20 protein-coding genes are annotated in these 26908 nt (G+C 60.2%); 4 read left to right on the forward strand and 16 right to left on the reverse strand.

Going from position 1 to position 26908, the window contains the following annotated elements; genetic code table 11:
• Positions 1–68 precede the first annotated feature (68 nt).
• From V3H18_RS08855 to V3H18_RS08930, 16 genes are all read right to left on the reverse strand, one after another.
• Entirely contained in the window at positions 69–1346 is a 1278-nt protein-coding gene (locus tag V3H18_RS08855; RefSeq protein WP_332081661.1) for an efflux RND transporter periplasmic adaptor subunit, read from the reverse strand.
• Positions 1261–4596: an efflux RND transporter permease subunit gene (locus V3H18_RS08860; protein WP_332081662.1), complete on the reverse strand. Its 3336-nt coding sequence runs from the start codon at positions 4594–4596 to the stop codon at positions 1261–1263. The genes V3H18_RS08855 and V3H18_RS08860 overlap by 86 nt, the downstream gene beginning before the upstream one ends.
• Positions 4597–5399: 803 nt before the next feature.
• Entirely contained in the window at positions 5400–6305 is a 906-nt protein-coding gene (gene hypB, locus V3H18_RS08865; RefSeq protein WP_332081689.1) for a hydrogenase nickel incorporation protein HypB, read from the reverse strand.
• On the reverse strand, positions 6305–6643 hold the full coding sequence (locus tag V3H18_RS08870) for a hydrogenase maturation nickel metallochaperone HypA/HybF (RefSeq protein ID WP_332081663.1): 339 nt from the start codon (positions 6641–6643) through the stop codon (positions 6305–6307). Before V3H18_RS08870 ends, hypB begins: the two co-directional genes overlap by 1 nt.
• Before the next feature lie 10 nt (positions 6644–6653).
• Positions 6654–7721: a hydrogenase expression/formation protein HypE gene (gene hypE, locus V3H18_RS08875; RefSeq protein WP_332081664.1), complete on the reverse strand. Its 1068-nt coding sequence runs from the start codon at positions 7719–7721 to the stop codon at positions 6654–6656.
• The gene (gene hypD, locus V3H18_RS08880) at positions 7718–8869 is read right to left on the reverse strand and encodes a hydrogenase formation protein HypD (RefSeq protein WP_332081690.1); all 1152 of its coding nucleotides are present in this window, start codon (positions 8867–8869) and stop codon (positions 7718–7720) included. The genes hypE and hypD overlap by 4 nt, the downstream gene beginning before the upstream one ends.
• Positions 8866–9558: a D-sedoheptulose-7-phosphate isomerase gene (locus tag V3H18_RS08885; protein WP_332081665.1), complete on the reverse strand. Its 693-nt coding sequence runs from the start codon at positions 9556–9558 to the stop codon at positions 8866–8868. Before V3H18_RS08885 ends, hypD begins: the two co-directional genes overlap by 4 nt.
• Before the next feature lie 5 nt (positions 9559–9563).
• On the reverse strand, positions 9564–9860 hold the full coding sequence (locus tag V3H18_RS08890) for a HypC/HybG/HupF family hydrogenase formation chaperone (protein WP_332081666.1): 297 nt from the start codon (positions 9858–9860) through the stop codon (positions 9564–9566).
• Positions 9824–12235: a carbamoyltransferase HypF gene (gene hypF / locus V3H18_RS08895; protein WP_332081667.1), complete on the reverse strand. Its 2412-nt coding sequence runs from the start codon at positions 12233–12235 to the stop codon at positions 9824–9826. Before hypF ends, V3H18_RS08890 begins: the two co-directional genes overlap by 37 nt.
• Before the next feature lie 123 nt (positions 12236–12358).
• Positions 12359–12910: a hydrogenase maturation protease gene (locus V3H18_RS08900; protein WP_332081668.1), complete on the reverse strand. Its 552-nt coding sequence runs from the start codon at positions 12908–12910 to the stop codon at positions 12359–12361.
• A complete protein-coding gene (locus tag V3H18_RS08905) occupies positions 12907–14265 on the reverse strand; it encodes a hypothetical protein (protein WP_332081669.1) in 1359 nt (452 codons plus the stop codon). The genes V3H18_RS08900 and V3H18_RS08905 overlap by 4 nt, the downstream gene beginning before the upstream one ends.
• A complete protein-coding gene (locus tag V3H18_RS08910) occupies positions 14262–14909 on the reverse strand; it encodes a DUF6084 family protein (protein ID WP_332081670.1) in 648 nt (215 codons plus the stop codon). Before V3H18_RS08910 ends, V3H18_RS08905 begins: the two co-directional genes overlap by 4 nt.
• On the reverse strand, positions 14902–15525 hold the full coding sequence (locus V3H18_RS08915; RefSeq protein WP_332081671.1) for a DUF5947 family protein: 624 nt from the start codon (positions 15523–15525) through the stop codon (positions 14902–14904). Before V3H18_RS08915 ends, V3H18_RS08910 begins: the two co-directional genes overlap by 8 nt.
• Positions 15491–16063, reverse strand: a complete 573-nt coding sequence (locus V3H18_RS08920; protein WP_332081672.1) for a nitrogen fixation protein NifU — start codon at positions 16061–16063, stop codon at positions 15491–15493. Before V3H18_RS08920 ends, V3H18_RS08915 begins: the two co-directional genes overlap by 35 nt.
• A 3-nt stretch (positions 16064–16066) precedes the next feature.
• A complete protein-coding gene (locus V3H18_RS08925) occupies positions 16067–17881 on the reverse strand; it encodes a nickel-dependent hydrogenase large subunit (protein WP_332081673.1) in 1815 nt (604 codons plus the stop codon).
• A gap of 17 nt (positions 17882–17898) precedes the next feature.
• Positions 17899–18984, reverse strand: a complete 1086-nt coding sequence (locus V3H18_RS08930) for an NADH-quinone oxidoreductase subunit B family protein (RefSeq protein WP_332081674.1) — start codon at positions 18982–18984, stop codon at positions 17899–17901.
• A gap of 748 nt (positions 18985–19732) precedes the next feature.
• Between V3H18_RS08930 and V3H18_RS08935 the strand changes: the two genes are divergently transcribed.
• The 4 genes from V3H18_RS08935 to V3H18_RS08950 all read left to right on the forward strand — a co-directional run bounded on the left by V3H18_RS08935 (position 19733) and on the right by V3H18_RS08950 (position 26868).
• A complete protein-coding gene (locus V3H18_RS08935) occupies positions 19733–20878 on the forward strand; it encodes an efflux RND transporter periplasmic adaptor subunit (RefSeq protein WP_332081675.1) in 1146 nt (381 codons plus the stop codon).
• Positions 20875–23952, forward strand: a complete 3078-nt coding sequence (locus V3H18_RS08940) for an efflux RND transporter permease subunit (protein ID WP_332081676.1) — start codon at positions 20875–20877, stop codon at positions 23950–23952. Before V3H18_RS08935 ends, V3H18_RS08940 begins: the two co-directional genes overlap by 4 nt.
• Before the next feature lie 227 nt (positions 23953–24179).
• Complete coding sequence (locus tag V3H18_RS08945; RefSeq protein ID WP_332081677.1) at positions 24180–25073, forward strand: Vgb family protein; 894 nt, start codon at positions 24180–24182, stop codon at positions 25071–25073.
• Positions 25074–25101: 28 nt separating this feature from the next.
• Positions 25102–26868, forward strand: a complete 1767-nt coding sequence (locus V3H18_RS08950; RefSeq protein WP_332081678.1) for a PQQ-dependent sugar dehydrogenase — start codon at positions 25102–25104, stop codon at positions 26866–26868.
• Positions 26869–26908: the final 40 nt, after the last annotated feature.

Here is a 26908-nt window from a genome sequence, read left to right on the forward strand (position 1 = left end):
ATTCGCAAATTTCTCGGAGGGAGCGATCGGAAAGGGCGCTGAACGACTAACGGCCAACATCGAAGGCCTCAGTTCAGATCGGCCGGATCGATCTCGTAGCCCGGAGCAGAGGTCACAATGCGAACTTGGTCGCCTTCCAGAAGCGCGGCGCTCGGATTGTTGACGATACGATCAGAACGCGAGACGCCCGAGTTTATTTCCATGACGCCGTCAAGGATGCGATTGATATGGACCGGATTGAAATGAATTCGACTCTCGGAGGTGACCACTGCGACCTGAGCGCCCTTTTCCTGAAAGACAAGAGCGCTCGACGGTATCGTCAGGGTGTTTTCTTCGAGCGGAACAGTTAGCCGCACGGCGGCGTAAGAACCGGGCCATAAAATGCGATCGTCATTGTCGATGGTGAACTCCGTCACCGCGGTTCGGGTCGTCGGATCGAATCCGTTCGCTACGGTGAGGAACTTGGCGGTGAAATGCCGATTGGGAAACTGTGGCACCGTTATATCCGCGGTCAATCCCGGCTTGAGGATATGCGCGAATGCCTCCGGGACCGAGATGAAGAGACGGAGTTGATGAATGTCCGCGACGGAGAAGAGGTTCGTTACTGCGCTTTTGTCGCTGATATTGCCATCCTTGTTGATATAGTCTCCGACGTTGATATTGCGTGCTGTTACAACGCCATCGTACGGCGCCACGATCGTCTTGAACTGGAGTTGAGCAGCGAAGTTGTTGACATTGTGTTCGGCCGCCTCCAACTGCGCCTTTTCGGCCTTCATATTGGCCTCCTGGACCGAAATTTCCTGCTCCGAAACGGCATGTGACTTTCGAAGCGCCGTCCAGCGTTCGGCGGTAACGACGGAGAGATTATATTTGGCGCGCTCGGCTTCTAGCGCGGCCTTGGCTTGAGAATATTGCGCGTCGAGCGCGGGCGTATTGATTTCCGCGAGGACGTCGCCTTTCTTCACTTGCGCGCCATAGTCCTTGTACCACATCTTCACATAGCCAGAGACTTGGCCGTAAATTGGCGCCTGGAACCATGCCTCGACATTTCCCGGAAGCGTAATCGTTTCGGTCGGAGCGCCGGGCTTCGCCGTCGTTATGGATACGGTCGGGACTGCGTTTGCGAGCGTCTCTTCTCGGATGGCGTCCGCTTCCCGCTGTCGCGCGTAAAACACCAAGCCGAGCAAGACGACCATGGCCAAGGCGACCGCATATCGCGTTCTTTTTTCCTGAAAGTCCGGACTGACATAGCGAAGCAGATCAGTGGTCATGGATGGCCTCGTTCTTTTTAGGCGTTCGCTTGTAGACGAGCGTGTAGACGCACGGCACGAAGAGAAGCGTTGCAAAAGTCGCGATGATCAGTCCGCCGATAACGGCGCGGCCGAGCGGCGCGTTTTGCGAGTTGCTCATCGACATTGGCAACATGCCGATGATCATCGCCGATGCGGTCATAATGACCGGACGAATGCGAGAATATCCGGCTTCAAGCGCGGCGAGCATGGCGTCGCCATGCAGTTCAAGTCGCTCCCGCGCATAGGCGACCACGAGAATGGCGTTAGCGGTCGCCGTTCCCATGCACATGATCGCGCCAGTTAATGCGGGCACCGAAAGATTCGTGTGCGTGAGAAAGAGCGACCACGCAATTCCGGCGAGCGCGCCAGGCAAGGCCGTAATGATGATGAAAGGATCGAGCCAGGACTGGAAGTTGACCACGATCAGAAGGTAGATGAGAACGATCGACGCGACGAGGCCGCCGATCAGTTCGACATATGCGCTATGCATCATTTCAGCCTGACCGTGGACTTCGAGGCTCGAGCCGCGGGGGAGTTCGTGCTCCATTTCCTTCGAAGCGGCCTTTACGTCGGCAAGCACGCCTCCAAGGTCTCGCCCTTCCGCCGACACATAGATATCGAATAAGGGCATGATATTCGCGTGAGTCACTACGCCCGGCGTTCCGACCGCCGAGATCGACGCCACGCTGCCAAGGAGCTGCACCTCATCCGGCGACGCCTCTCCCTCGGTCTTGTTGACGGGAACGGTTAGCAGATCTTGCACCCGCGTAATCTGCGGCTGGGGGGTGTAGACGTTGATCTGATATGAATTGCCCGTCTTCAGATCGAGCCAGAACTGCTGATCGACTTGCTGGCTTCCGGAAAGGGTCATTAGCAAATTGGCTGCGATATCCTTTTCCGTGAGCTTCACGCCCAGGCCTAAGGAGCGATTTCCTTCGACAAGTATCGTGGGGGTGCGCATCGTCTGCTGGATGACGACATCGGCGGCGCCGCTCACCTTGCGGAGCCTATTCGCCAATTTGCGCGCAAACGCATAGCTTGTGTCCTGGTCGCCGCCATTGATTTGCACGTCGATCGGAGAGGGAGATCCGAAGTTCAGAATCTTGGCGGTGAGGTCCGCGGGTTGAAATGTGAATTCCGTTCCCGGATATCTTTCATAGAGGCCCTTGCGCAGGATTCGGCGATAGTCCCAGACTGGAGAAGCATCGTTTCTCAGCGTAATCGTCATATCGCAGTCCTGCGCGCCGATGGTCGGCGTCGGGATGAAGGCGAGATTATGCGGACCAACTGGAAGGCCACAGTTGCTGACGATCCCTTCCACTTGACCCGGCAGCATCCGCTCGATGTCGTTCGAGACGAGCGTCGCGATGCGGCCCGACACTTCAATGCGCGTGCCGAGCGGCGCGCGCATATGCATTTGAAGGGTTCCGGACTTGATCTCCGGAAAAAACTCCTGGCCGTTAAAGTAGAAGAGACTCAACGACGCGACAGCGAGCACAAGAAAGACCGCCACAAAGCGCGCGCGATTTTGCAGCGTCGCGTTCAAAAGTTCGTTGTAGCGATCGCGGAAATTCTGAAAGCCGCTTTCAAAACCCTTCTGTATGCGCACGAAAAAGTTCGGCTTGTCGCCGGAATGATCCGCCGGAACAGGTATGGGAACGGCAAAATGAGATAGCCCACCGTCGCCGGCGAGAGCAGCTCTCTCCGCATCGATCTCGGCAAGGGCATAAATTTCTTCTGGCGTCGGATATTTTCTGCCGCCTGAGGGAGAGGGATTCTCGTCCTCAATCGCGTGATCGGCTCCATGATCATGCGGCGCGTTATGACCAACGAGGAGGTATTTAGCCATCGTTGGGACCAAAGTGCGCGACAGAATGAAGGACGCCGTCATCGCGAACATCACGGCTTCCGCCATCGGCGTAAAGAGATAGCCGGAGACGCCGGTGAGTTCAAAAAGCGGAAACCAGACGATGATGATGCAAAGGGTCGAGACGAAAGTCGGGATGACGATCTGATTCGCCGCGTCGATAATCGCCGTTTCCAACGGCTTTCCCATCTCAAGGTGCGTGTCGATATTTTCGATCATGACCGTCGCGTCATCGACGAGAATGCCAACTGCGAGCGCGAGACCGCCGAGTGTCATCACATTGATCGTTTGACCCGCCCAATGAAGGCAAATAATAGCCGTGAGAATAGACAACGGAATTGAAGTTGCGATAATGACCGTGGCCCGCCAGGAGCCTAGGAACAGGAGAACTACGACGCCCGTCAGCGCCGATGCGAGGGCCATTTCCCGCAGGACGTCGATGATCGAATCGTCGACAAACACCGATGCGTCGTTAAGCAGCTCTACCTTCACGCCCGGAGGCGCAATTTGTTCGATTCTGGGTATCGCTTTCTTGATTCCGTCGACGACCTCGAGAGTTGACGCTTCGCCGCTTTTCATGACGACGATCAGGACGGATTGTTTGCCGTCGACCAGGACGGCGTTGATCTGCGGCGGTCCGCCTAGCCGCACGTCCGCCACGTCGCGCATATAGATTGTAGCGTTTCCAACGGTTTTGATTGGGATGTTATTGAAATCAGCGACTTGCATCGGCGTGGCGTTGGTTTGCACCATCCAATCTGTCGCTTTGAGTTTCATATCGCCCGCTGGAAGCACGATGCTTTGTCTGCCGAGAGCATTGTGCACGTCTGCCGCGGTGAGGTGGCGCGCGAGAAGTTTTTGCTGATCCAGAGAGACGAGAAGCTGCTTGTCCTGTCCTCCATATGGATGCGGCAGGATGGCTCCAGGGATGGTGACAAGGAACGGACGGATCTTGTTTTTGGCGAGGTTGTAGAGATCCGCGGGAGTCAGGTTTTCCGCTGTGACCTTGAGCATCGCCACGGGCACGGATGACGCCTCCAGCCGCATGACCATGGGCGGAGAAATGTCTGGCGGGAGCTGTTTGGTGACGGTTTGCGAGATCGAATCAATATCGGCTTCAGCCGCCGCAAGATCCACGCCCGGTTGCAGGAAGATTTTGATGATGCTGCTGCCATAGTAGGAATGGCTCTCGAGATGCTCGATGCCCTCGACATTCGATGTTAGCTGCCGCTCGTAGAGATAGGTTATGCGGCCCGACACCTCCGTCGGCAGAAGTCCCGCATACGCCCATACGACCGCGACAACGGGAATCTTGATATTTGGAAAGACGTCGGTCGGCGCTTTGAATACCGCCATTACGCCGAATATTATGATGCATATGGATAGAACAATGAATGTGTAGGGACGACGAAGAGCAAGCACCACCACGCCATTCATCGGCACGCTTCCATGTTGGTTTCGCTATTTGTGATTGACGCGAGCGCGCATTGAGATTGTGGCACGCTATTTATTGACAATGGCGTCAATTAGCTGGCCAATGTCGCATTCATTGTCGCACATATCACCGCGTTGTGAGTTACAGTGACAATAGATACGCTGAATTCATTTCATCTATATTTCGATATAGCCGCCGCATTTGCCACTTCATTTCGTAAATACGGCATGAACGTGTCTCGTGTGGCGCCATCTGCAGTATTAAATTGGCATTAATGCTTTGAACGCCGCCGGTTGAGGCAAGCGCAGGAGAACGGCTCCCTGCGACCCAGTCTAAGCGGAACCGTTTGTTAAAGTGATTTCTTTTTTTTTGATATCTTGTTCAATTTAATAGAACGATCGCGGCGTCGACGCCAATGCCAATTGCGCCGAAACGTCAGAGCTAATTTTCGGGGCTTGCCCGGGCAAAACGGGCTCGGGCTTGGCGCGCGCCGGCGCCGATTCCGTCCTTCCCGGCACAGATCGTCCAGCGAAAGCGCGGCAGCGCTCCTTCAGGATCCTGAAGAAGCGGAACCCTAGATTAAGATTGGGGCGTTTCGGGGGAACCAGGTCAACCGGATCCGGCAAGGCATTCCGCCATTCGAAACAACGCGCGATCGCACGCTGTGGCGGATTCGAACGCGATCTCGCCACGGTCGAAAATATTGAGCACATGGAAAAGCAATTTCGGAGCGATCAGCTCACTCATACTCCGACAGGACAAGAACGAAAGACGCCGCCATTTTGCGTCCTACAGCGCATGACGATTAAGCCAATATAGGCGCGGATTGCTTCGCCGAGGCCAGCTGCGCACGTATCCATTCATACAAGACCTGCGTGCCCGCCCCGGTGCGCGCTGAGACTTCCACAATTTCAGCGTCCGGATTGACAAGACGAATGTTTTCTCTCGCCCGCTCCATCGAAAAATCGAGATGCGGCAAAAGATCGATCTTATTGAGGATGACGATCCCGGCAGCGCGAAACATATGCGGATATTTCAGCGGCTTGTCCTCGCCTTCCGCTGTCGAATAGATGACCGCCTTGGCGCGCTCGCCCAGATCGAATAGGGCCGGGCATACGAGGTTGCCCACATTCTCGATGAAAACGACGGAGCCCGCCGTGGGCCTGAGCTCGGCGAGAGCTTGCACGATCATCTCAGCGTCTAAATGGCAACCGGTTCCGGTGTTGAGCTGAACGACGGGCGCGCCGGCCGCGCGAATGCGCGCGCCGTCGTTGGAGGTCGCTTGATCCCCCTCAATGACAAACAGTGAAAGCTCCATCGCCAAATCCGCGATGCTACGTTCTAGCAGCGTCGTTTTTCCGGCCCCTGGAGAACTAACCAGATTGAGCGCGACAATCTCACGGCCTGCAAACCATGCGCGACATTTAGCGGCCGCCGCGTCGTTCTTGGCGAGAATGCGCTTTTCGATTTCCACATGATGATTGGATTGGCCATGAGGGCGGCCGTCATGATCGTGATCATGATGATGGCGATCATGGTCGTGAGTGTGATGTTCGTCGTGGGAATGACTGTGCCCGTGGTCTCCATGCGCAGCTTCTCCATGCGCATGGAAGTGGCCGTGTTCATCCATCGCGGCGATCGGCGCGCTCGCGCCCGTCTGCATGTTGGTCATCGTGGCTCCTTCGCCCTGGCAGCCGCAGCTCGCGCACATTACATAGCCTCTTCGAGTTCGATGCTTTTGATGTTTAGTTCCTCGCCCCGCAAACGCTGGAACTGACGGGAGCCGCAGGGGCACGCCGAAAGCATGTCGGGCGTCGGGAAATCCGCCCCGCAGATTTCGCAGCGCGCCTCGGCGTCGACTTCCCGGATATCCAGAGTTGCATCCTCGACCGGCGTGCCTCGGGCGACCTCCGGAAAGCAGAAAGCGATGGCCTCAGGCTCGACGCCAGATAATTTGCCGATCTCAACCGTCACGCGGCGCACCATACGACCGGCGGCGACTTCCGCCACCAGTTCGACGATGTTGCAAACGATCGACAGTTCGTGCACGTCAGCTTCCTCAACAAATGCGCGGCAGTTGCTCGCCGACCAGCATGTCGACGATGCGGCGGCCTCCGAAAGTCGTGCGCATGGTGACTCGGCCAGGCTCGCCGGCGACCACTTTGCCGATGATGCTCGCCGCTTTACCGAGCGGATGCGCGCTCATCGCGCCGAGCGCCTGCTGGGCCTCCTCGGGCGGCGCAATCGCAACGATCTTGCCTTCATTGGCGAGGTAGAGGGGATCGAGGCCGAGAATGTCGCAAAAGCCGCGAACTTCGTCGCGAAGCGGCGTCGCTGATTCTTCAATCTCGATCGCGACCTGGGCGGCCTCGGCGATTTCGTTGAGAACGGTCGCCACTCCGCCCCGCGTCGGATCGCGGATGAACCGCGTGTTCGGCGCGGCGCGAAGCAAAGCCCCAACGAGATCCTGCAGCGGCGCGCAGTCGCTTTCGATCGGCGATTGCAAGGCCATGTCGCCGCGGGCGCAAAGAATCGCCGCGCCATGATCGCCGAGCAGTCCGTTGACGAGCACGGCGTCGCCCAATCTGGCGCGATGCGCTCCGAGTTCGACGCCGGCGGGAACGACGCCAATGCCCGTGGTGGTGATGAACATTCCGTCGCACGCGCCCTTGTTCACGACCTTGGTGTCGCCGGTAACGATGGCTACCCCGGCGCCTCGCGCCGTCGAAGCCATCGATCCGGCGATCTGACGCAGGAAGTCGATAGAAACGCCTTCCTCGATAATGACGGCGCAAGAGAGATAGAGCGGCGTCGCCCCTCCAACGGCGAGGTCGTTCACGGTGCCGCAGACGGCGAGCTTGCCGATATCGCCCCCGGGGAACACCAGCGGATCAATCACGAATGAATCGGTGGAGAACGCCAGCCGATCGCCCTGACAAGCGAGTTCGGCAAGATCGAGTCGCGCCTGATCGTCGAGCGGCGCGAGCAGCGGGTTATCGAAGGCCTCGACAAACACATCGTCAATCAAATCCTTCATCGCCTTGCCGCCGCCGCCATGGGCAAGCGTCACGGTCGGCACATGTACCTTGCCGCGCGGACGCCTGGGAATGAAGGAAATCACGTTCATGCCGCGCCCGCCTCCACCGCCGCTTCGTCGCTTCGGCGTCTAACGCCGCCATATTGATAATAGGCTGCGCAAGCGCCTTCCGACGACACCATCAGCGCCCCGAGCGGCGTTTCCGGAGTGCACGCGCTCCCGAACACCTTACATTGCCATGGCTTGATGACGCCCTTGAGCACTTCGCCGCACTGGCAAGATTTGGGATCGGCGATTTTCAGGTTGGGCATCGCGTATTTGCGCTCGGCGTCGAAGCCCGCATATTCGGCGCGCATCTTCACGCCGGAATGATCGATCGAGCCGAGCCCGCGCCACTCGAAGAATTCGCGGAGCTCATATACGCGCGCAATGGCCTCGAGCGCGACAGCGTTGCCCGATTCAGGCGCAGCGCGGGCGTATTGATTCTCGATCTCGCAGCGGCCTTCCCTGATCTGCTTGAGCACCATCCAGATCGACTGCAGGATGTCGAGCGGTTCGAAGCCCGCAATCACCATCGGCCTTTTGTAATAGCGCGCGATAAACTCGTAGGGCGTGTTGCCGATCACCACTGATACGTGGCCGGGTCCCAGGAAGCCGTCGAGGCGCAGATCGGGACTGTCGAGGATCGCCTTAATGGTCGGCACGATCGTGATGTGGTTGCAGAACACCGAAAAGTTCTCGACGCCGTCACGTTCGGCTTGCAGCACGGTCAGCGCCGTAGAGGGCATCGTCGTCTCGAAACCGATGGCGAAGAACACCACCTCCCGGGACGGATTTCGCCGCGCGAGAGCAAGCGCGTCCATAGGCGAATAGACCATGCGCACGTCGCAGCCGTCGGCCTTGGCCTGCAACAAGCTTTTGCGGGAGCCCGGCACGCGCATGGCGTCGCCAAAGGTCGTAAAGATCACGTTCGGACGTTCAGCTATGGCGACGCAATCATCAATGACGCCCATCGGCAACACGCAGACGGGACAGCCAGGTCCGTGCACAAGCTCGATGGATTTTGGGAGCATGCCTTCAATGCCATAGCGGAATATGGAGTGAGTATGCCCGCCGCACACCTCCATAATCTGCAGCGGCCGGCTTTGGTCGCGCTTAATTCCCGCAACCAGCCGCTCGATGTCCTTGACCAAAAACTCCGCTTTGGCCCGATCGCGAAATTCGTCGACATATTTCATGCCGCGACTTCCTTGTTTGCGGCCGAACCGCGAGTATCGGCCAGCAGCGTGTGCACGAGGTCCCAGAGGATGTGATAGGCGTTGACGTGACACTCCTGGATGCGATGGATCGACGTTGTCGGCACGACGAGACAATGGTCGCAGACTCCAGCGGACGCCATTTTGCCGCCGTCGCCTCCAGAGAGGCCGATCGTCGTCAGGCCCATCTCCTTGGCCTTGGCGAAGGCCGCGATTAGATTTGTCGAATTGCCGCTCGTGGAGAAGCCTACCAAACCATCTCCCGACCGCCCATGGGCGATAATCTGCCGCGCGAATATGTGTTCGAAACCGACGTCATTGCCGACCGCGGAAATCATTGCGGTATCGGCGACCAAATTTATCGCGGCGAGCGCCGGCCGACCGGCGGTGATCGGATGGAGGAACTCCACAGCGAGATGGGAGGCGTCGCAGCTCGAGCCGCCATTGCCCATGGTGAACATCCGGCCGCCCCGCCGATAGACCGCGGCCAACGCTTTGGCGGCATGGACCAGGCTATCGCCCTGCTCGCGGAAAAACCTGGCGTTGGTTTCGCGCGAATCCCGCGCCTTCTCCTCGACAGAGTGCAGCAAGGCGGCGTCGACAGCGGCAGGATCCTGCTGGTCGCCATGGAGGAACGGATAAAGGCTCTCCAATACGCTCTTGCTGCACATGAATTCTATTCCTCCGCGACGAACGCCCTGGACGCTGCTCGCATGTTTTCCATCTCGGCCTGAACTTCGCCGAGCTCTTGAAGCAATCTTAATGTCTCGGCGGCTTCCTCCTCATTTATCCGGCTCATCGCAAAGCCCACGTGGATGAGGACCCAATCTCCGACGCAGGATTCGACTGGATGCGCCTCATCGACCACGCAAGCAATATTGATTTGCCGTCGCACCCCGCTCACATCCACGGTCGCAACGAGATCGTCGGCGTCATCTATGCTGACGATGCAGCCGGGAATGCCGAGGCACATGTTTTGTCCTTTCGGATTGCGATCGCGTTGGCTCGGATGACATGCGCCGCGCCGATGGCCGCTTGGCCTAGCGAAAGCCCGCCATCATTGGCGGGAACTTGCGCATGCGTCAGCGTCTTAAATCCGGCCTCTCTCAGTCTCTCGACCGTGCTCTCGAACAGCACGCGATTCTGAAAGCAACCGCCCGACAGCGCGATCGTCTCGAAATATCTCCGGGTCGCCAGCCGCGTGGCGACTTCGACGATCGACTGGGCCAGACCAAGATGGAAGCGGCGCGCGATTACCGCCGCCGAAACGCCCCGTTGCAGATCATCGAAAATTGCGCGCCATAGCGGCGCTGAGCCAATCTCCATCAGACCCGCGTCAGGGCGATCCAAAATCTCCAAATCGTAGCCCTCTCGCACGTCGACCCGCGTCGCTGCGAGAGACTCGAGCAGCGCCGCGGCTTCGCCCTCGTAAGCCTGACGATCGGCGCAGATGTCGAGCGCGGCGGCCACCGCATCGAACAAGCGTCCGCAAGACGAGGCCAATGGCGCATTAATGCCCCGCGCCATCATGCGCTCGAGCAAGGCCAGCGGCTTGCCGTTCAATGCAGCCCATTTGGACGGATCTGCGAGACCGGCGGCGCCTGCGGCCTTTGCGGCCATCACATGCGCATAAAGATTCCGCCAGGGTTCGCGCGCCGCCCGAGAGCCGCCAAGCATCGCGACGGGCGTCAATCGCGCTAACCGTTCGTAGCCAACATAGTCGGCGAGCAAGAATTCGCCGCCCCATATCGTGTTGTCGTCACCGAATCCCAGGCCATCGAGAACGACGCCAAGCACCGGCGGCGCATCGAAGGATCGGCCGTTTTCAGCAAGACAGGCGGCGACATGGGCGTGATGGTGTAGCGCCTCAATGACAAGCGCCCCGCGCCGATCCGCCTCGATCCGCCCGCGTTTCGACGAGAGATATTCGGGATGGCGGTCGATCACGATCGCCGATGGCGCGTGATCGAACATCCGCTCATAGAGCGCGAGGTTCTTGCGATAGTCATCGAAGGTCGCGGCGTTCTCGAGATCGCCCTGATGCTGCGACAGGATCGCCTGACCCTCCTTGACCAGGCAAAAGGCGGCTTTGAGCTCTCCCCCCATCGCCAAAAGGTCCGGCGCGCGATCAAAGCCCGCCGGGAGCCGAAGCGGCGATGGCGCATAGCCGCGCGCGCGGCGAAGAACCCTTGGCCGCCCGCTCATAACGCGTACGACCGAGTCATCCACCCGATTGGCGATGGCGCGGTCATGTACTAACGCAAAGGATGCCACATCGGCCAGGTCTCGACGCGCGTCTGCATCATCGATTATCGCTGGCTCGTCCGAGAGGTTGCCGCTGGTCATCACCAGCGGTATGTCCAGTCCCTGCAACAGCAAAAAATGCAACGGCGTCGTCGGCAGCATGAATCCAAGCGTGTCGAGTCCCGGCGCTACTGTGTCGGGCAAGCGCGCCGGGCCGTCCGCGCGCAACAAGACGATCGGCGCATGAACGCTCGTGAGCTCGCGCTCCTCGACGGCGTCGACCGCGCAGAAGCGGCGGATGACGGCAAGCTCGCGCGCCATGAGCGCAAAGGGCTTGGCGTCGCGGCGCTTCAGCCGGCGCAGACGCACAATTGTCTCGGGTCTCGTGGCGTCGCAGGCGAGGTGATAGCCGCCCAGCCCTTTGATGGCGATGATCTCGCCTCGAGCGAGGAGACGCGCGGTTGTTTCGATAACGTCGGCGTCGCCCGAGCGAGGAATCGCGCATCCGCTCAAAGCAATCAGCGACGCCGAAGGCCCGCAGCGCGGGCACGCCATAGCTTCGGCATGGAACCGCCGATCCTTCGGATTGCGATATTCAGCCTCACAGGCCGCGCATAGCGGGAAAGGCCTCATGGTCGTCGTCGCGCGGTCGTAGGGAATCGCCGTCACAATGCTGAGGCGCGGCCCGCAATGCGTGCAATTGGTGAATGGATAACGATAGCGTCGTTCGCCGGGATCGCGCATTTCCGCCGCACATGCCGCGCACAGCGCCGCGTCGGGCGCGACCTGTGTGCGGGCGGGCCCCTCGATGCTTTCGGCGATGCGAAACTCGTGCGGCAGTTCGCCACCGTAACGCCGCCTCTCGATGCCGTCGATATGGGCCAGCGGCGGAGGGTCGCGCTCTATCTGCTGAATCAGAGCGGCGATGCGCGATTGATCGCCTCTGACCCGGAGCAACACGCCTTCGCCGTCATTGAGAACCTCGCCAGAAAGCCCCAATTCGCGCGCCATGCGCCAGACAGCCGGGCGAAAGCCGACGCCCTGAACGCGGCCGCGCACACGAAATTCGAACGCTGGCGATTGTTCTACCGTTACGAAGCTCATGGGTTTGGCTCGCTCAGCCTCACATGTTGCTGATCTTGAAATAGCGATAGATGTCCCTGGCGTTCATAATCAGCAACCCAACGACGATAACGCCGAGGATAATACCCGCAATTGCCCATCCGCTCATGATTTTGCTCCCCGCTCGCTCGACCGCTGCACGTCGGACGGCGCCAAGATGGAGTCGCGTTGCGCTGCGATCATTTCGTCAATCAGCTCTTCGATCGTCTCGGTTGCGACGCCCACCGCCGCCGCGACGGGTTCGCTCAAACCGATGACGCCTTCGTCGCCGCCTAAGTAGAGCGGCTCGCAGGCGACAAGCACCACCCGCCGGCAACTTCCGCCGAGCGCCGAAACCAGTCGAAGCGCTTTCGCCGGATCGAGTTCATGCGGCGACAGCGCCAAATCCTCCGGCGCCGGCGCGCCCGCCTCGGCGCGCTCTGGCTCCACTACCGAGACGACGCCAGGCGTTTCCCCCCGTTGCGCCGCGTCGACGAGAATTACAGCGTCGTAGCCATCCATCAGCGCGTAGGTCAGATCGATTCCACGAATGCCGAAGTCGATCACCTGTACGCCGTCCGGCAGCGCGGCATGCGCAAGCCTGCGAGCCACTTCGACTCCGAAGGCGTCGTCGCCGCAAAAAATGTTGCCCACGCCGGCCACGAGGATGGAGGTCATGGCGTTTCTCCCGTGGCGAGCGGCTCGATTTCGTCCCGGCTGAAAAAGAAACGATGTCCGGGATATCCAGCGGCGCCGAGATCGCGGCCCGGGTCGTCAAGCAAAGTTACGGCGACGTGGACGCGGTCTTCGAAGTCGCGTTCGATGGCCTCGACGATCGCGACCTTATCTTCGAGCGCCATGTCCAGGATGTCGCCGCCCGACTTGGGATGCAGCCGCACGCGGGCGCCAACCGAAAGATTTAAGCCGCTTTCCAATAGCGAGACCAACCGAGGCTTCTCAACCGCCTTTGTTTCCGACAGCGGGTCATGCACATCGGTCGCAGATGGACCGTTGCGCATGACTCCGTGCAGCCGCGCCATATCCTCCGCGGTAAGCGCATGAGTGCGTTCGAGGAGAGCGCGCGCGCGCGCGTCGACGGAGGACATCTCGCGCTTCTCGGCGTCGGTCATCGCGAGAATGCGGAGCGTGAGAATTTCATCGATCTCCGTGCCGTCGAACAGCTCCCCGGCGCTTTCCGGCGCGATCGCGGGATTGTCGTAAAGAATGATCGGCGATGACAGCATGGCGCTATTGTCCTCGCCGCCGACCAGCACGGGGAAGGTCCCGGCATTCTGGCATTGCGCCACGTCCGCGCGAAGATCGTCTGGAGGTTCGAGCAGCGAGACAAAAGCGCCATCGCGGACTGTGAGGATGGAATGCGTGGAAGCGAATGCGCGCAGTTGGGCGGCGGCCCGATCGGTAAGAATCTCATTTGAAAGCGGCGTGATATTCTCGATCCGAATCGTGAGCTTCCATAAGTCGGACGCGAGCTTTCGCGCTTTCGTTTCGATGAGGCCTTCGATCGCATGAGACGTGCGAATGAGCGCCCCGACGACGGCTCCGTCACGCGCGCATATCGGCTCCAATTCGCGCGCCGCCTCGAAGCGGAACGGCATGACGCTGGTTTGGCTAGTCAAATCATCGAGGCCGAGGCCGCGGAGGGAGATCTCACGCTCGATCGCCTCCTCCCAAGGCAGCAATTCCCGCCCGTCGACGTTGAGGCTATGAACCAACGTCAGCGCCGGCTCGCCATCCGTAGGCAACGCGCGCGCCGGCGACGCAAGACATCCGACCTCGCGTTTCACGATTTGAAGGAAACGGACATGCGCATCAACCGCCGCCCGGCCGCCGCCGCGCACGAGAACCTGCGTCTCCATATGCGAGGCGTCGCCTTGCCGATCAAACGCAATGGGAAAGACGCCCCCGAAAGTCCAGCGCTGTCGATTCTTTATCGACGACGGTCGATAAGGGTAGAGGATATAGCCCTCGTAAAGAACGGCGTTAGCCACATCCTTGATTCGGTCGAGTTTCATGGCGCACTCGCCGCGCTGGCGTCGAGCAGCTCTTGCAAGGCGCTCTCAAAAGTCGGAAGCCCTCTGCGTCGCCGGTAGCGGTACAGCTGTTCGAAAGCATCCCGTTGCAGGCAGAGCCACAGACTATGCGGATAGTAATGCTCCATCATATCGCGCCACACCGAAACCGGCAGCCGGTAGGCGCAGTCCTTGGTCCAGGCGATCTGGCTGATTTGCAACCGGCCTTCGCCGTCGCGGTAAAAAATCGAGCCGCTGAACAGGAAATTGAGCGGCACGTCGCCCCGCTCGAGGCCATGAAAGTATTTCGTCGCCGCGATATTGAAATCATAGCTGCAGGGCACCGGTAGATCGACTTTGCACGCGGCGCCGAAGGCGGGCGTGGCCATTCCTGCATGCGTCCAAAGAAGACTGCGAAGCGTCTCGCCCCAGCGCGACGGCTCGCCGAACAGATCCGATAGGCGGTCATGCTCGTCGCCGTCATAGCGCCGCCGAGTCGGCTCGATGCGGATCTGGCAGTTGAGCATCACATTGAGCACCGGCAATTCCGGCGTCTTGTTAACGACGCGCAGCGCGAACAGCAGCAGCGGCGCAGCCGAATGCTTCTCGACCTTGACGTCCTCAATGGCGAAGTCGAGATCAACCATGGACCATGTCTCCCGGAGCGATCTCGTCGCGCAGCTTCGTGAAATAATCATGCACCGCGTCCCAGACCTCGGCGCCGCCAGACAAGCCGCGCCAATGCATACGGATCAACCCAATCAGCGAATAGCAACGATCGATCGAAACGCGGTAATATTCGCGCGCGCCATTCATGCGATTGACCAGCAACGCCTCGACGTCAGGGTCGAGATCGGCCAGCATCGGATGGGCTGCGACCACGCGCGTCCAAGCGGCGACGCCAAGTTGCGACTGCGTTGCGCCTGCCGGTCCGGGATAGATAGCTACCGGGCCTTGCGCCGGCGTGCTGTGGAAAACGAAGGCGAGATCGATCGGAATCCGGAAGTCGTCCCATTCCGCGTCGGTAAGATTAAAGTCGGTCAGCGCATGAGTGCGAACAACTAACGCGACAAAGCGGTCACCCGTCCCTAGTACCAGCGCACATTGTGGACAGGCGCAAAAGAACTTCCCTGTCGCGCGTTCGATGAGGTGCGAATGCCGCGGGGCAATGGCCTTCGAGCAGAAGTCGCAATGCTCCTCCCGCTCGGCGACGACGAAACGCCGCAGCTTAGACGCCCAATTGCCGGGCCGCGTCCTTTCCATCGATCTGCTCTCTCTCCCGGGGGGGCGGTTCCGCGTATATCGCCGTCATGTCCAGTTCGATCAGGATGTCGTCGAGGTCGGGCGCGGCGTCGACCAGGATATTTTCGATCTCCAGCCGCAACTGATCCGGCGGCTCCGCGCGGCCATTCCTTTGCAGCTGAACGATTGCCGACGTTGGTCCGGCGCTCACCAGATCCACACGGAGGCCGCTTGCGCTCCATTGCGGTTGCATGCGTGCGATCGCCTCGCACAGACGCTCTCCGGCGCTACGCGGATGTAGTCCATGCAGCAGCCAGATCGCACGGACATGTGGATCCTTCGCCAGTTGCTCGATCAGCGTCGGCCCTTCGGCCCGCGCCGCAATGATTGCGTTGAGACGCTCGAGCGAAAGCCGATGCACGTCCAATACCACCTCCAGTAGCGCCCGCGCCGCCTCACGTCCCTTGCTGTCCGCAATGTCATTGAGGTCGGCGGTCAACGCTTCCAGCCGGATCAAGGATTGCTCCAGCGCAGCGTCGTCGTGAAGGTCGCCGCTCATTCACTATCCCTTCCGCGACGCGCCAAACATCGGCGAATGCGTTGTTTTGACCGTCTTGCCGCCGCCGACATACATATGCACGCCGCATGGCAAGCAGGGATCGAAGCTGCGCACCGCCCGCATGATATCGATGCCCTTGAATTTGTCCGGCCCGTTCTCCTCGAAAATCGGCGTGTTCTGAACGGCGTCCTCGTAAGGGCCCGGCGTTCCGAAATCGTCGCGCGGCGTCGCGTTCCACGGCGTCGGCGGATAGGGATGATAGTTGGCGATCTTGCCGTCCTTTATAACGAGATGATGGGACAGCACGCCTCGCACCGCCTCGTGGAAGCCGCAGCCGATGGCCTCGTCCGGAACCTTGAATTCCGTCCAGGTCTTTGTGCGGCCCGCCTGCACTTCGGCGAAAGCTCGCTCCAGGAAATAGTAAGCCGCCGCCGCGCAATATGCCTGGAAGTAGGTGCGCGCCCGATCACGCTCGATCGCATTGCTCCACTTCGGCGCCTTCCATTCAAACTCGACCGCTGGTTTGAGCGCGGTTTTAGGCAGATGGATCTTGACGCTATGGCCAGTGGCTTTCACAAAACCTCCAATGTCGACGAGGCCCGCGAGCGCGGTGGAAAACAGGCGCGCGAAAGCGCCGCCGCCGGTATCTAGCGGAAGATGATCGCCGCTGCTTTTGTCCAGCCAACGCGGGCACATTACCCAGGAGTAATTCTTGTTGAAGTCCCGCTTCTGGGGCCTGGGAATGGTCGTCTGATTCCAGGGATGCTTTTGATCGACCGGATTGCCCAGCGGGTCCGTCTTGACGAAGGTTTCGCAATTGTCCCAATCGTCATAGTACGACTGCCCGCGCAGGATTCGGATTTGCAAATTGATGTCGACGAGATCGTTCGTGACGAGTTTGCCGTCAACGACGACGCCAGGCGTCACAAACATCTTGCGGCCCCAGTCGGTCATGGTTTTATAGCTGTAGTCGCAATGATCAGGATCCTGGAACGCGCCCCAGCATCCAAGCAGGATGCGCCGGCGGCCGACCTCCTCATAGCCAGGCAGCGCCTCGTAAAAGAAATCAAACAGATCGTCGTGCAGCGGCACGCATTTCTTCATGAATTCGGCATAGCGCACGAGTCGCGTCAAATATTCGGTGAACAGCTGCACCGACGGCACAGTGCCGACGCCGCCGGGGTAAAGCGTCGATGGATGGACATGGCGTCCTTCCATGAGGCTAAACATTTCGCGGGTATAGCGGGCGACTAGCAAGGTCTCACGATAGAACTCGCCGGTGAAGGGATTGAGCGCGGTCATGATGTCGGCGATAGTGCGATACCCGTGCGCATCTGAATTCGGCGCCGCCGTTTGCTGCGCTTTGGCCCAGACGCTCGGATTGGTTTCCTTGACCATCTGCTCACAGAAGTCGACGCCGACCAGATTGTCCTGGAAGATGTTGTGGTCGAACATATATTCTGCGGCCTCGCCGAGATTGATGATCCATTCCGCCAACGCAGGCGGCCTGATGCCATAGGCCATATTCTGCGCATAAATCGAACACGTCGCGTGATTGTCGCCGCAGATGCCGCAGATGCGGCTGGTGATGAAATGGGAATCGCGCGGATCTTTTCCTTTCATGAAAATGCTATAGCCGCGAAAGATCGACGACGTGCTGTGACATTCCGCGACGCGGCGTTTCTCAAAGTCGATCTTGGTGAAAATCCCAAGACTGCCAACGATTCGGGTGATCGGATCCCAATTCATCTCCACGAGATTGCCGGGAGCCTTGTTGGCGCTGGACGGCGCCGAAGGTATTGTTGCAGTTTCGGCCATGATGGCGGTCCCTTGACTTAGAGTGGGTGAGTCTTGTTTGGCCGATCAGGATCGTAACCGGTGGCGTAGGCGGGCTTCCTGTTGCGCCACTTCGGCTCTCTGTTAAGCGTGTGGTTGGTGATCTTGCGGAGGTTGCGGATGAGGAGGCCATATGGCTTGATCAGCGTCGATGAGAGGCGCGCGCCGGGCGGCTCGTCCATGAAGGGCATGAATTTATCGGGAAAGCCGGGCATGGTGCAGCCGATACAAATGCCGCCAACATTTGGGCAGCCGCCGAGCCCGGCGATCCATCCCCGCTTGGGCACGTTGCACTGGACCACGGGACCCCAGCAGCCCATCTTCACCAGGCATTTCCGCGAGCCATACTCATGCGCGAACTCCGCCTCTTCGTAATAGGCGGCGCGGTCGCATCCTTCATGGACGGTGGGACCGAATAGCCAGCGAGGCCGACCGAGCTTGTCGAGCGGAATCATCGGCGCCAAGCCCGCGAGCTGACGCAGCAGATAGAGAAAGGTTTCCATGAAATTGTCCGGCTGGACGGGACAGCCGGGCACATTGACGATCGGGAGCCCAGCCTTGGATTTCCATTCAGCCCCGAGATAATCTTGAAGTCCCATGCAGCCGGTCGGGTTTCCTTTCATGGCGTGGATTCCGCCGAATGTGGCGCATGTGCCAGCGCCGATCACGGCGATCGCTTTCGGCGCCAGTCGGTCGATCCATTCCGTGGTTTTAATCGGCTGACCGGTCGCCGCATCTGTTCCAACCGCCGCCCAATATCCATCCCCGCTAAGCTTCTCGTTCGGGATCGAGCCTTCAAGAACGAGGACGAAGTTTTCAAGTTCGCCCCGCGCTGCTTGATGAAACGGCTTCATGAAATCTTCGCCGACGTCATAGGCCAGAACAGGATTGTGCAAGTGAACTTTTGGCAGGCCCGGGATCGCGCCCAGGATAACGTCTTCTATGCTCGGCTCGCTGGCGGCCGTGATTGACACTGAATCGCCGTCACATCCCAGTCCCGCCGTAATCCATAGAACGTGCACTTCTTCGATTTTGGAAGGCGGCTGGTCTTTTCCCTTGGCGGCGGCATGAGAGGAATCAACCATCGGACAATCCTTTCACCGAAAGAAGCGGAGCCTGTCCGGCCAGCACAGCCTGCGCAGATGTGGCGTTTTGAGATTCGGCGGGGGAGCGCAAGCTTGATCGCAGGCGGCGCGCATGAGCGAGATTCCCATCGGGCGTCTTGCATCCGAACGTTGCATCGGCGTCGTCAGGAGGTCGCGCATTTACGAACTCTCCCCTCGCCGTCCGTCACTTGGCGGACAGCGTAATTTACAACGATCCCAATCTACGAACCCGCTCTCCGCGAAAAGGTTCCTCAAAAGACGAACTCTTTTGTCCGGTGGCCAACCGAAACGAAGAGCGCGGACACTCGGCGCCGACAGCCGCGAAGGGTTGGATTGAAAAAATGCCGAGTAAGACCTTGCGCTTGCCCTCATAAGCTGACGGTTCAAGTCGCTGCAACGCCTCCAATTCGCCAGAGGCAGCGCGAGCGGAGCGTCACGCTCCAGCTAAACTAAAGGCGTCGCCGGCTGGCGTGCTCGTCGCGGATCAACGTGGCGACGACCCCGCGGCAATCTGATCTGGACGATCACATATACGATAGGTCTCGACGCTCAATCGACATGTCCCGCGCTGGCGCCGAACATCAAACGTCTCCTCTGACGACGAGAAAATACGGTGAGATACAGCCAGCGCGCCCATTGCGCCGATTGGTGGCTAATTCCGCTTCGGCGCGGGTCGGCCCTTATATAGCGGTTAGAAAGCGTTACAGTCTCCCCGGCCGGAGGGAAGATGAAGAATTCTGTAAAGATTGCGCTTGCGGGCGCTTTTCTCATAGCGCTCGGTGGGTCCTATTGGTTCTATCGACACTGGGGCGGCAAACCGGGGGAAGGTCCGCCGCGGCCTGTTCCCGTCACCGCCGCGATCACGCAGACAGCGGATTTTCCTCTCATCCTGCGGGGACTTGGAACGGTGACGGCCTTTAATACCGTCAACGTGCAGAGCCGGCTTCTCGGAAATATCGTAAAGATCAATTTCATCGAAGGACAAAGCGTCCGGCAGGGCGATATACTGATAGAGATTGATCCCCGCCCCGTTCAAGCCGCCCTCGACCAGGCCAAGGCGACCCTCGCGCGCGATCAGGCGATCCTCGTGAGCGGCCGTAAGGACCTCGCGCGCTACTCCAAATTACTCGGCCAAAATTATGTTTCACAAATGCAGTATACGCAACAGCAATCGACGGTCGACGCGGGCGAAGCGACCGTCAAAATGGACGAAGCGGCCGTCGACTCGGCCCAACTTAACCTCGAATATTCGACCATACGGTCCCCCATCGACGGCGTGACGGGAATAAAGCAGATCGATATCGGGAATCTCGTCCCGGCGAACAGTCAAACGCTCGTCGTCGTCACGCAGATCAAGCCGATCTATGTGATCTTCACGCTTCCGGAGACGGACACGCTCCGCGTCCGCAAGGCGATGCAGGACGGTCCGCTGACCGTGCTCGCTTATGACGAGGCGGACGAAAAGCAAATCGCGCAAGGCGTCCTCAATCTCGTCGACAATCAGATCGATCAGACGACCGGGACAGTAAAACTCAAGGCGCAGTTCGCGAATAATGACGGCAGCCTGTGGCCGGGACAATTTGTCAATGCGCATCTCGTCGTCGAAACGGTGAAGAATGGCGTGACCGCGCCGAGCGTTGCGATTCAGTCCGGGCCGAAGGGGCGCTACGCCTATGTCATCGGGCAGGACGACGTCATCGAGATGCGGCCCGTCACCGTCGTGCAGACCGAGCGTCAGATCGCGCTGATTGGATCTGGCCTCCGTGGAGGAGAAAAGCTGGTCACGTCGGGCTATTCGCAGCTCGCTCCAGGGATGCGCGTCGACGTCAAGGAGTCATCGCCGACTGTTCACGCGGGCGACTTTGGCCGATGAATATTTCTACGCCCTTCATCCTCCGGCCGATCGCGACTTTCCTGTTGATGCTCGCGCTCTTCGTCGGCGGCATGACCGCCTATTTCCTGCTGCCGATCGCGGCGATGCCGGAAATCGAATTTCCAACCATCGCCGTTACGGCCAATCTGCCAGGCGCTGATCCCGAGACCATGGCGGCCTCGGTCGCGCAGCCGCTCGAGCGGCAATTCGCGGCGCTCCCCGGCATCACCCAGATCACGTCCACGAGTATACTCGGCTTCACCCAGGTCACCCTGCAGTTCGACCTCTCGCGGCCGATCGACGGCGCAGCCAGCGACGTCCAGGCGGCGATAACCGCGGCGCAGGGCAATCTGCCGAAGAACCTGCCCAACCCGCCGACCTATCGCAAGGTCAATCCGGCCGACAGTCCCATACTCATCCTGGGCCTGACGTCCGACGCCCTTCCGATCGAAACGGTCGATCAATACGCCGACCTCAATCTAGCGCGGCAGATTTCGACGATGCTCGGCGTCGGACAGGTGGTGATCTTCGGCCAGCAGACCTATGCGCCGACCGTCAAGGTCAATCCCGCCGCGCTCGCCTGGCGCGGCGTCGGACTCGACGAAGTCGCCAACGCCGTTTCCACGAGCTCGGCCCAATTGCCAGTCGGCACGCTGCAGGGACCCGACCGCGCCTATCAGATCGGCACCAATGGGCAATTGTTCAGCCCCACCGACATCGGCCAGGTGATCGTCACCTATCGCAGTGGCGCGCCGGTTCGGCTCAATCAGGTCGCCGATGTCGTCGTCGGTCCTCAGGACTCGCTGCAGGCGGGATGGGTGAAAGAGCAGCGCGGCGAGATGATCGGCATCTGGCGCCAACCCGGGGCCAATACCCTCGCGCTCGTCGATTCGATCAAGGCCGCCCTGCCGCAGCTCAAACGAGGAATTCCCGCGAGCGTCAATCTCTCGGTCGTCAGCGATCGTTCGATCCTGATCCGCGAAAGCTTCGAAGACGTCAAATGGACGCTGATCGCGGCAGTGATCCTGGTAATCGTGGTGATCTTCGCCTTTCTGCGCAATCTTGGCGCGACGGCGATACCGAGCGTCACCGTGCCCTTGTCGCTCGTCGGCACTTTCGCGGTCATGTATGTCATGGGCTATACGCTCGACAACTTGTCCCTAATGGGTCTGACGCTCGCGGTCGGCCTTGTCGTCGACGACGCCATCGTGATGGTCGAAAACATCTATCGCTACCTCGAAGAAGGCCTCGATAGAAAAGCGGCCGCGATCGAGGGCGCGCAGGAGATCGGCTTTACGATCGTTTCCATCACCATTTCATTGGTCGCCGTCTTTATTCCCATTCTATTCATGAGCGGCATCGTCGGGCGGCTTTTCCGCGAATTCGGCGTCGTCGTCTCGAGCGCCGTGGCGCTTTCCGCGGTTATCGCGCTGACGCTCTCGCCGATGATGGCCTCGCTCCTCTTGACCAATCCGAAATCCCACCGCCACGGACGACTTTACGAGCATAGCGAGCGGGCGTTCGACTGGGCCATCGCTCAATATATAAAAGGACTCGAATTCACCCTGCGCCACCAACCGGCGACGATGGCCCTCAATATTGTTTTGATCGTTGCTTTCGGATGGATGTTCTATGTCATGCCGAAGGGGTTCTTTCCCCAGGAAGACACGGGCATCGTCTTCGGCGTGACGCAAGCCGACCAGGACATCTCGTTTGAAGGAATGTCGCGACGACAGGCCGAAGTCGCGGCGATCATCGCGCGGGACCCCGACGTCGAATCATTCGGCTCCTTCATCGGAGGCGGCGGCAGCTCTGGCACGAATAGCGGGCGTTTCTTCATACAGCTCAAGCCCTATTCCGAGCGCACGGCCAGCGCCGACGGCGTTATTGCAAGACTGCGCGCCAAATTCGCTCAAATTCCAGGCGTATTGACCTTTCTACAATCGATCCAGAACATTCGCATCGGCGCGCGACTGACCGCGACGCAATATCAATTCACGCTAAGGGATAGCGATCTCGCCGAACTGAACGAATGGGCGCCGCAAGTGCTCGCGAGAATGCAAACCTTGCCGGGGCTTCACGACGTCGCAAGCGACCAGCAGGCGGGCGGCTTTCGGTTAATGATCAACATCGATCGCGACGCGGCCGCGAGACTTGGCGTGAACGTCACCGGCATCCAGCAAACGCTCTACGACAGTTTCGGCAAGCCTTTTATCGCGCAGCTCTACGGATCGACCAACACCTATCGTGTCGTCCTCGAGGTCGAAAAGCAATACCAGACGAGCGAGTCGGCGCTCTCGCGCATTTACGTTCGCAGTTCGAACGACAAATTGATTCCAATCCGCCAATTCGCCACGCTCGAACCCATGCAGGCGCCGATCGCGATCAATCATGAAAATCAGGTTCCGTCGGTCACGATTTCTTTCAATCTCGCGCCTAAAAAGTCGCTCGGCGACGCGGTTGACGCCGTCCAGAACGCCTTGGTCGAGATGGGCGCGCCGATTTCGCTACAAGGCTCCTTTTCCGGCACGGCGCGTGAGTTTCAGCGTTCGCTCGCGACGCAGCCGCTGCTGATCGGCGCGGCGCTCTTCGTCGTCTATATCGTGCTTGGCGTCCTCTACGAGAGCTTTGTCCACCCGATCACGATCCTGCTTTCGCTGCCCTCCGCCGCTGTCGGCGCCGTGTTCTTTCTCTATGTTTTCGGGTTCGATCTGACGATGATGGCGATCATCGGCCTGGTGATGCTGATCGGGATCGTCAAGAAGAACGCGATCATGATGATCGACTTCGCGATAGAGCGCACGCGAGGCGGCCACATGCGGCCGGAAGAGGCGATCCATGAGGCGGCGATCCTGCGTTTCCGTCCGATCCTGATGACGACGATGGCGGCCGTCTTCGTGACCTTGCCGCTCGCTGTCGGGATCGGCGCCGGGGCCGATTTGCGTCAGCCTCTGGGCGTCGCGGTTGTTGGCGGGCTTCTGGTTTCGCAGGCGCTGACGATGTTCACGACGCCCGTCACCTATCTTTACATGGAGCGGCTGAGTCACTGGATTTCGGGGAAGCGCGGGACCTAGCTCTCCAGACCGGAGGAAGTTCTCATCCCGGCCAGCAATTCAGGTGATGCGCGCTCCGGGCGTCATATATCGCATGTCGAGACACACTATATAGCTAGGTATCACGCACTCATGAGCAGCCTGCTTACGCGGCACACCGATGATCGAGAGGATTGCCGAAGATGAAGCTTCCACCTCCCCTCCGCGCATGTTTTGCCGTTCTCGTCATTTCCGCCGCGAGCAGCGCCTTGGCCGCCCCCAGAACCATCGAGGTAGCCGGCGCCCAAGCTTACCCAGAAAGCATTACAGCGGGGCCTGACGGCGCGCTCTACATAAGCAGTCCGGCATCCGGCGGCGTTCAGCGCGTTGCGCCTGGAGCCGCCCGAACCGAGACGTGGATCGCTCCAGGCGCTTTCGACACCCGCTCGACTTTCGGCGTTTATGCCGAGGCCAGGACGAACACGCTCTGGGTATGCTCCAATGACGCCTCAGGGCTCGGAGTCGCCGGACCGAGCGCGGTCGCCGGCAGCTACCTAAAGGGCTTCGATCTCGCGACCGGCGGCGGCAAGGCGAGCTACAAGCTCCCCGGCTCGGCCACGCTGTGCAATGACCTCACTGTCGCGGACGACGGCGCGATCTACGTCACGAACTCGCTCGCCCCGCAGATTCTGCGTCTTCGACCCGGAGCCGAAGAGTTCGAGGTCTTCGCCGAGGACAAGCGATTTCAGCCGCTCAATGGGGCCGGCCTCGATGGCGTCGCCATCGGCGGCGACGGCAATCTCTACGTCAACACCTTCAACGGCGGCGAGCTCTTTCGCGTCGAGATCGCTGGCGGGAAAGCGGGCGCCATCGTCAAGCTGAAGACGTCGCGTCCGATCAGCTTGCCGGACGCCCTACGGCGCGTCTCTGGAAACGCCTTCTTGATGGTCGAGGGCGGCGGCGCGCTCGACCGTGTGACGATCTCGGGCGACGAGGCGACGATCGAGACGATCAAGGGCGATCTCAACGAGCCGACATCCTTTGCAACGATAAAGGGCGTCGCATGGGTGACGGAGGGCCAGCTCTCGCACCTCTTCAACCTCAAAGAGAAGGGTCCGCCGTCGCTTCCGTTCAGGATCACGCCAGTCCAGGTCGGCGAGTGATCCGATCATCGACTTCGAGGAGAATGTGATGATTTTGGCAAATTCCTCCCGCCAACGCGCCTTCGCTTTCGCGGCGGGCGTCGCCGTCTCATCCTTGGCCGCCTTTGCGTCGGCCCGCGCCGAGGACACGAAACCCGCTTGCTCCGAGGACGCCGGCCTCTCTCTGCCGAAGGGCTTTTGCGCCACCGTTTTCGCCGACGGCGTCGGACATGCGCGGCAGTTGGCGGTCGCGCCCGACGGCGCGCTTTATGTCAACACGTGGAGCGGGGTCTACTACGGCAACGACAAGCCGCACGACGGCGGCTTTCTCGTCGCGCTAAAAGACACCAAGGGCGCCGGCAAGGCTGACGTCAATGTGCGCTTCGGACCGAGCTTCGCCGATGGCGCCCATGGCGGGACCGGCGTCTGGCGCTACAAGAACTGGATCTATGCCGAAGCGAACGACAAGATTGTCCGCTACGACATCGGCTCCGGCCTCCCGGCCGCCGATGCGCGGCCAGAGATCGTGCTGAGCGGCATGCCGATCGCCGGCGATCACCCGATGCATCCGTTCGCCATCGACGCTCATGGCAATCTCTTCGTCTCCATGGGATCGGCGACCAACGCCTGCGAAGTAAAGAACCGCATGCCGCACTCGCCGGGCAACGATCCCTGCATGGAACTGGAGACACGCGCCGGCGTCTGGCGCTATGACGCCAACAAGCTCGGTCAGACATTCTCGCCGAACGAGCGCTACATCTCTGGCAGCCGGAATTCGGAAGGGTTCGATTTCGACTCCGCCGGGCGCCTCTTCGTCACACAGCACGGCCGTGACCAGCTCCACGAAGACTGGCCCGAACTCTTCACCGCGGAGCAAGGCTTCGAACTCCCTGCGGAGCAAATGATGATGGTGAAGGGCGGGGCTTGGTACGGCTGGCCGAATTGCTACTTCGATCCTCGCCGGAAGAAGCTCGTCCTCGCGCCCGAATACGGCGGCGACGGCGGCGAGAAGATCGGCGTGTGCGAGAAGGCGGAGGCGCCGATCGCATATTATCCTGCGCACTGGGCGCCGAACGATTTGAAGATCTATAGCGGCGCGCAGTTTCCCAAAGCCTATTCCGGCGGCGCCTTCATCGCCTTTCACGGCTCGTGGAACCGCGCGCCGAGTCCGCAGGGGGGCTACAATGTGGCGTTCCAGCCGCTCGCCGACGGCAAGCCTGCGGGCGATTACATCGTCTTCGCCGACGGCTTCGCGGGACGCCACAAGGACCCGGGGCGCGCCGCGCATCGTCCCAGCGGCCTCGCAGTCGCCCCCGACGGCGCGCTCTTCATCTCGGACGACCAGGCCGGACGCATCTGGCGCGTGACCTATGTCGGCGACAGGGGCGCGCCGATCGAAGCGGCGCCTATAGCCCGCACGCTGGCTGCTTCATCGCCGCTGGCGACCCCGCCCGAGGGCGTTCATCCCGACGCCGGCTCACAGACTGCGCTTCCCGTTCCGCCCGGCTCGAGCGCTGAGAAAGTCGCGCTCGGCAAAAAAGTGTTTCATGGCGAAGTCGGCGGCGCGACATGCGCCGGTTGTCATGGAGCCGACGGCGTAGGGACGCCGGTCGGCGCCGCGCTGAACACCGGCTTGTGGCTCTGGTCGGACGGCAGCCTTTCCGGCGTCATGAAGACCATTGAGGAGGGCGTGGCCGAGCCCAAGCAGCATCCGGGCGCAATGCCGCCGCTTGGAGGAGTCGAGCTCTCGAAAGAGAACCTCGAGGCGGTCGTAGCCTATGTCTGGGCGCTCGGGCACGCGCCAAACAACCGATGACGCGCTCGGTTGGGATGCGCAGGTCGACGGCAATCCGCTG

Origin of the sequence: Methylocystis borbori, from assembly GCF_036576025.1 — a bacterium.
GTDB classification, from domain to species: Bacteria; Pseudomonadota; Alphaproteobacteria; order Rhizobiales; family Beijerinckiaceae; genus Methylocystis; species Methylocystis borbori.